3 protein-coding genes are annotated in these 7,506 nt (G+C 63.0%); 1 reads left to right on the forward strand and 2 read right to left on the reverse strand.

The annotated features are described in order from the left end of the window. Positions 1-150: 150 nt before the first annotated feature. Together glyA and ACTJKT_RS24635 are read right to left on the reverse strand one after the other, a co-directional pair. Positions 151-1,404 carry a serine hydroxymethyltransferase gene (glyA, locus tag ACTJKT_RS24630; protein ID WP_009050960.1) on the reverse strand — a complete coding sequence of 418 codons (1,254 nt, stop codon included), beginning with the start codon at positions 1,402-1,404 and terminating at the stop codon, positions 151-153. A 219-nt stretch (positions 1,405-1,623) separates the two neighbouring features. Beyond that, positions 1,624-5,463, reverse strand: a complete 3,840-nt coding sequence (locus ACTJKT_RS24635) for a sensor domain-containing protein (protein WP_440788900.1) — start codon at positions 5,461-5,463, stop codon at positions 1,624-1,626. A 285-nt stretch (positions 5,464-5,748) separates the two neighbouring features. On the opposite strand from ACTJKT_RS24635, the gene ettA reads away from it, so the two are divergent. Continuing rightward, the gene (gene ettA / locus ACTJKT_RS24640; RefSeq protein ID WP_025807563.1) at positions 5,749-7,413 is read left to right on the forward strand and encodes an energy-dependent translational throttle protein EttA; all 1,665 of its coding nucleotides are present in this window, start codon (positions 5,749-5,751) and stop codon (positions 7,411-7,413) included. Positions 7,414-7,506 lie beyond the last annotated feature (93 nt).

Below are 7,506 nucleotides of genomic sequence, written 5' to 3' on the forward strand. Positions count from 1 at the left end.
AGGCCGAAGGCCTTCCTGCGATCCCAAGAGCACGACCACTGCGTGGCCGATCGCAGCCTGCGGCAGCGGCTACAAATAGCGGGCCAGACAATTCGCAGGCGAAAAAAAGCCCGGCGCTAAGGCCGGGCTTCTCATGCAACGTTCTGCGAATCAGGCGCCGTATACCGGCAGCTTCTTGCAGATGGCTTTGACTTTCTCACGAACGGCGTCGATCACCGCTTCGTTGTTCAGGTCGGCCAGGATGTCGCAGATCCAGCCAGCCAGTTCCTTGCACTCGGCTTCCTTGAAGCCGCGAGTGGTCACTGCCGGAGTGCCGAAGCGCAGGCCGGAGGTGACGAACGGGGAGCGTGGGTCGTTTGGCACGGAGTTCTTGTTCACGGTGATGAAGGCCTTGCCCAGAGCGGCATCGGCATCTTTACCGGAGATTTCCTGCTTGATCAGCGACAGCAGGAACAGGTGGTTCTGAGTACCGCCGGAAACCACGTCGAAACCGCGCTCGATGAACACGCCGGCCATGGCCTGGGCGTTCTTCACCACTTGTTGCTGGTAGGCCTTGAACTCAGGCTGCAGCGCTTCCTTGAAGCAGATCGCCTTGGCTGCGATCACGTGCTCCAGCGGGCCGCCCTGGGCACCCGGGAATACTGCGGAGTTCAGCTTCTTCTCGATGTCGGCGTTGGCGCGAGCCAGGATCAGGCCGCCACGTGGACCGCGCAGGGTCTTGTGGGTAGTGGTGGTTACCACGTCGGCGAAAGGCACCGGGTTCGGGTAGACGCCAGCGGCGACCAGACCGGCTACGTGAGCCATGTCGACGAACAGGTAGGCACCGACCTTGTCGGCGATTTCGCGGAAGCGTGGGAAGTCCAGGACCTGCGAGTAGGCAGAGAAACCGGCCACGATCATTTTCGGCTTGTGCTCGACCGCCAGGCGCTCGACTTCGTCGTAGTCGATCAGGCCGTTGGCATCGATGCCGTACTGGATGGCGTTGTACAGCTTGCCGGAGGAGGAAACGCTGGCGCCGTGGGTCAGGTGACCGCCGTGGGCCAGGCTCATGCCCAGGATGGTGTCGCCAGCCGACAGCAGCGCCAGGTAAACGGCGGCGTTGGCTTGCGAGCCGGCGTGCGGCTGGACGTTGGCGTAGTCGGCGCCGAACAGTTCCTTGGCACGGTCGATGGCCAGCTGCTCAACCACGTCGACGTATTCGCAGCCGCCGTAGTAACGCTTGCCTGGGTAACCCTCGGCGTATTTGTTGGTCAGCACCGAGCCTTGAGCTTCCATCACCGCAGGGCTGGTGTAGTTTTCCGAAGCGATCAGCTCAATGTGCTCTTCCTGGCGCTGGGCTTCTTGCTCCATGGCGGCAAAGAGATCGGCGTCGTACTTGGCAATAGTCAAATCACGGCTGAACATGGCGGTCCTCAAGGATCGGGGCAGAAAAGGGGGGCATTCTAACCCAACGGGTTTTAGATGGCATATGAAAGGACATCATGTCGCAGACAAGTGGTGTTCATGAGCCGTCCAGGCTGAACCCTGTAGCCGCTGCCGCAGGCTGCGATCNGAGGCCACTGAAGGCCTTCGGCCTTATCGCAGCCTGCGGCAGCGGCTACAGGGAAGGCGAGGTTGGCGGGATCAATCGAACATGAACAGCGCGTCGTTGCTGAACTGCCCTTCGAAGCTGTTGGCCGGCATCGGCCGGCCGAACAGGTAACCCTGGACTTCGTCGCAACCGTGTTCGCGCAGGAAGTCCAGCTGCTCATGGGTTTCCACGCCCTCGGCGATCACCGCCAGGTTCAGGCTGTGGGCCATGGCGATGATGGCGCGGGCGATCTGCGCGTCCTGCTCGCCGGACGGCAGGCCGTCGACGAAGGTGCGGTCGATCTTCAACACGTCGATGGGGAACTGCTTGAGGTAGTTCAGCGATGAATAGCCGGTGCCGAAGTCGTCGACCGCGATGCTCAGGCCGAGGTTCTTCAGGCCGTCGAGGATCTGCATCGCCTCGCTGACTTCGCGCATCAGGATGCTTTCGGTCAGTTCCAGCTCCAGGCAGGCCGGCGGCAGGCCGGTGTCCTTGAGGATGGTGGCGATCCGCATGCCCAACTGGCCATCGGAGAACTGGCGGGCCGAGATGTTCACCGAGACCTTCGGCACCCGGACCTTGGCCTGGTGCCAGGCCTTGAGTTGGCGACAGGCTTCGCTGATCACCCAGTCGCCGACATCCACCACCAACCCCAGTTCTTCGAGCACCGGAATGAAGTCCCCCGGCGGTACCAGCCCGCGCCGCGGATGGCGCCAGCGCAGCAGGGCCTCGGCGCCGGTCAGGCGCTTGCCGTCGCCGCTGAACTGCGGCTGGTAGTACAGGATGAATTCCTGCTGTTCCAAGGCGTGGCGCAGGTCGCTTTCCAGCTCCAGGCGCTCCAGGGCGCTGGCGTTCATGTCGGCCTGGTAGAACTGGAAGTTGTTTTTGCCGCGTTCCTTGGCGTGGTACATCGCGGTGTCGGCGTTTTTCATCAGCTGGCTCAGCTCGTTGCCGTCCTGCGGGCTGAGGGCGATGCCGATACTGGCGGTGACGAAGAACTCACGGCCCTCGAGCACGAACGGTTTCACCAGGCTGGCGAGAATCTGCTCGGCGACGTGGATCGCCCGGTTCAGGGCGATTTCGCGGCTGGTCCGCGGTTGCAGGAGCAAGGTGAACTCATCGCCGCCCATGCGTGCCACGGTGTCGTCATCGTCGACGCAATCGAGCAGGCGGGTGGCCATTTCCTTGAGCATGCGGTCGCCCGCGGCGTGGCCCAGGGAGTCGTTGATCGGTTTGAAGCGGTCCAGGTCGAGGAACATCAGCACCACCCAGGACTTCTGCCGCTCCGCCGATTGCAGGGCGGTGTGCAGGCGGTCCTGGAACAGCGTGCGGTTGGGCAGGTGGGTCAGGGCGTCGTAATAGGCCAGGCGGTGAATGCGCTGCTCGCTGGCCTTGCGTTCGCTGATGTCGGTGAAGAAGCACACGTAGCTGGCCAGGTCGCCTTCGTCATCGAGCACCGCGGTGATGCCGACCCAGGCCGGATAGTGCTCGCCGTTGCGGCGCTTGAGCCAGACCTCGCCTTCCCAGGTGCTGTGCTGGTGCAACTGCTTGAGCACATAACGCAGGTGGGCTTCCTGCTGTTCGTCGACGGTGAGCATGTTCGGCAACTGGTCGAGCACCTGGGACACCGCGTAGCCGCTGACCCGGCTGAACGCCTCGTTGGCCTGGACGATGTAGCCCGCCGGGTCGGTGATCAGGATCGCCGAGGTCGAGTGCTCGAATACCGTGGCCGCCATGCGCAGGTCTTTTTCCGCGCGGCGCTGCTGGCTGATATCGCGGCCGACCCCGAGCACGCCTTCGAAGGCGCCGTGTTCGTCCCAGACCAGCACCAGGCGCAACTCGATCGGAATCTTGCGCCCGTCGGCCCGCAGGCAGTCGAACAGGAACAACTGGGTCTGTACCTGGTTGCGCAATTGCGCCAGTTGCTCGGGTTTGTCCAGGGCCTTGCTGATCCGCTCCATCAGGGCGTAGATGCCGGTCAGCTGTTGCGGGTTGGCGATGGTCGATTGCCAGCCGTTCTGGAAGATCCACTCGGCGTCATAGCCCAGTACCGACTGCACCGAGGGGCTGACATAGTTGAGGGCCATCTTGCTGTCGGTGGAGAAAATCACGTCGCTGATGCTTTCGGCGAGCATGCGGTAGCGGCGCTCGCTGTCACGCAGGGATTCGCTGGCCTCGATCTGGTCGGTGATGTCCTTGGCCACGCCGATGATGCGCGTGACCTGGTCGTACTTGTCCCGCGCCAGGGCCTGTTCGCGGATGTCGAAACAGCGCCATTGGCCGCTGCGGTGGCGAAAGCGCAAATGGCATTGCAGCAACTGCAGGTAGCCGGCATGCCGCTGTTCCTGGCGCAACCGGTGGTAGAGGTCGGCGTCCTCCGGATGCAGGAGGATTTCCCAGAAGTACTCGCCCATCTGGTGCAGCTCGGTCTTGTTGTAGCCGAGGGTCTGGCCCAGGTGGTGGTTGCTGAAGATCATCCGCTGGCTGATGACGTCCTGCACATAAAGGTGGTCCGGCACGGTACGCACCACGTCCGACCAGAAACCTTCGCGCTCCAGCAGCGACAGCTCGATGAGCTTGCGGCTGGTGATGTCGCTGATGCTGAGGATCACCGCCCGATAGTCGGCGGGGTCTTCCGGCAGGCGCAGCACCAGCCACAGGTGCTGGTCGTGGCCCTGGGCGTCGCTGAGGCGGATTTCCAGCTCCAGCTGTTTGTGCTGGTTGATCACGGTTTCCAGCAGCTGGTTGCCGATGGCGCTGCTGTTGAGCGGGCTGCCTTCGATCAGCAGCTTCCAGGTCTGTTCGCAGGAGTCGACATTAAGTAGCCGCAAGGCCACCTGATTGACTTCGGTGACGCGCAGTTCTTCAAGCAGCAGCTGCCGCTGCTGTGGGTTGTGCTCCAGCCAGGCCTTGAGTTGTTCGCTGTCGTGCAGCTGGGCCTTGTCGAGAAACGCCGGCAGCCCGGAAATATCCAGGACGCAGAGGGCGACCCCGGTACCTTCGAAAATGTCCTGGTAGCGCCGACGCCCTTCGTGCAGCTGGCGCTGGCGGCGGCGCATGTTCAGCAGGGCAATCACCGGCAGCAGGGAGAACGCCAGCCCCAGCAGGCATTTGGCGATAAACGCCGGCAGCAGTTGCTCGATCACCGCGCGTTCGTCGAACAGGCCGCGCAATTGCCAATCGCTGTTGCCCAGTGGCGCGACCAGCACGCTATTGGCTATTTCGTCGGTGGTCACCGGGGTGCTGCTGCCGTCGTCGCGGCTGAGGGTTTTCTGATCCTGACGGTTTTCAATGACCCAGGTCGGTTGGAAGCCCTGGTCGGGGCTGGGGCTCAGGGACTGGACGAAAGTCGGTGCCAGGCGCAGCACCCAGTAACTCTTGAGTGCGCCGCTGGGCTGGTGCAGCAGCAGTTGTACCAGCGCGCCGTCGCTGGCGTTGCTGTAGTAGTAGCGCTGGCCGCGGCTGCGACTGGTCAGCTCGGTGAGCCACGCGGCGTCCTGGCCGTCGGCGTCGCTGTCGCTGACGAGCTGGCCCTTGGCATCCAGCAGCGCGATGCTTTGCAGGTCGGGCAGGGACAGTTGCAGTTTCTTCAGCAGCAGTTGCTGCTGTTCGGCATCCTGTGGCGGCTCGACGATCGGCAGCAGGTTGAGGGCGATCTGCGCATTGAGCGCCAGGTTGAGGCTGATGTGCTCGGCCAGGTCGGCGTTGTAGTCGATTGCGTGTTGACGCTGGTCTTTGCGGGTTTGTTGCAGTTGGTCGAGCAGTTGCCAGAACAGCAGGGCGAGCAGCAGCAGGACCAGGCTCGCCAGCACGCCTTTCAGGGTGCCGCGCAGGGGCGAGCCGGACGCAGGCGCAGGTGCGCGCAAGGAAGAGGGCAGAGTGGCATTGGACAAACTGTGATCCTGCGGTTTGGCTGGACTGGCGCGACGTGCACTATAAGCCGGACGCCCGAAGGGCGGCTAGCATGCCTTGAGTTGTGGCAAAGTGCCAGCCCTGGCTGGCTGGACCTTGCCCGGCCATTGAGGTAGCTTTGCCGGTTACGCGGGAGCGCTCCAGCTCCAGACAATCAGGCTTTTTCCGTACGCAGGCATTGATCGCGATCAAATGCCGGCGCCGCGCATGGCCTGGCCCGGGCTTCGCCCGCTCTTCATTCATCAGTCACTGACGCTAGGTTCATCATGGCTCAATACGTCTTCACCATGCATCGGCTGGGAAAAGTTGTTCCGCCGAAGCGGGAAATCCTGAAAAACATTTCTCTGTCGTTCTTCCCGGGCGCCAAGATCGGCGTGCTGGGCCTCAACGGTTCGGGTAAGTCCACCCTGCTGAAAATCATGGCGGGCGTCGACACCGAGTTCGAGGGCGAAGCCCGTCCGATGCCCGAGCTGAACATCGGCTACCTGCCCCAGGAGCCTCAGCTGGATCCGACCAAGACCGTGCGTGAAGTGGTCGAGGAAGCGGTCAGCGTGATCAAGGACGCCCAGGCGCGCCTGGACGAGGTCTACGCGGCCTACGCCGATCCGGATGCCGACTTCGACAAGCTGGCCGCCGAACAGGCCAAGCTCGAAGCGATCCTGCAGGCCAGCGATGGCCACAACCTGGAGCGCCAGCTGGAAGTCGCCGCCGACGCGCTGCGCCTGCCGGCCTGGGAGGCCAAGGTCGAACACCTGTCCGGTGGTGAAAAACGTCGCGTGGCCCTGTGCCGCCTGCTGCTGTCCGCCCCGGACATGCTGCTGCTCGACGAGCCGACCAACCACCTGGACGCCGATTCCGTGGCCTGGCTGGAGCACTTCCTCCACGACTTCCCGGGCACCGTGGTTGCGATCACGCACGACCGTTACTTCCTGGACAACGTCGCCGGCTGGATCCTCGAGCTCGACCGCGGCGCCGGCATTCCTTACGAGGGCAACTATTCGGGCTGGCTGGAAGCCAAGTCCGATCGTCTGGCCCAGGAATCCAAGCAGCAGTCGGCCCATGAAAAGGCCATGAAGGAAGAGCTGGAGTGGGTGCGCAAAGGCGCCAAGGCCCGTCAGTCGAAATCCAAGGCCCGTCTGGCCCGCTTCGAAGAAATGCAATCGCAGGAATTCCAGAAGCGCAGCGAGACCAACGAGATCTACATCCCGGCCGGTCCGCGCCTGGGCGACAAGGTCATCGAATTCAAGAACGTCACCAAGGGCTACGGCGATCGCGTGCTGATCGACAACCTGTCGTTCTCCATGCCCAAAGGCGCCATCGTCGGCGTGATCGGCGGTAACGGTGCCGGTAAATCCACCCTGTTCCGCATGCTGATGGGCAAGGAAACGCCGGACTCGGGCAGCATCGAAGTCGGTGAAACCGTGCAACTGGCTTGCGTCGACCAGAGCCGCGAGGACCTGGACGGCAGCAAGACCGTGTTCCAGCAGATCTCCGACGGCTCCGACCAGATCCGCATCGGCAGCTACGAGATCCCGTCGCGTACCTACGTCGGTCGTTTCAACTTCAAGGGCGGCGACCAGCAGAAGTTCGTCAAGGACCTGTCCGGTGGTGAGCGTGGCCGCCTGCACCTGGCCCTGACCCTGAAAGAGGGCGGCAACGTCCTTCTGCTCGACGAACCGTCCAACGACCTCGATGTCGAAACCCTGCGTTCCCTGGAAGAAGCCCTGCTGGACTTCCCGGGCGCCGCCATTGTGATCTCCCACGACCGGTGGTTCCTTGACCGTGTCGCAACCCACATCCTGGCGTACGAAGACGACTCGCAAGCGGTGTTCTTCGAAGGCAACTACACCGAGTACGAAGCCGATCGCAAGAAGCGCCTCGGCGATGCGGCTGCCCAACCGCACCGCGTGCGTTACAAGAAACTGGCCTGATCCGGGCCGGTTGCTTGAAAGAAACGGAGCCTTCGGGCTCCGTTTTTTTTGCGCGTGTTTCCAGGTGGAGCCTTTGGCTCTTATCGCGAGCAA

It is taken from the genome of Pseudomonas sp. 22526, assembly GCF_052044735.1.
In the GTDB taxonomy this organism is placed as follows: Bacteria; Pseudomonadota; Gammaproteobacteria; order Pseudomonadales; family Pseudomonadaceae; genus Aquipseudomonas; species Aquipseudomonas piscium.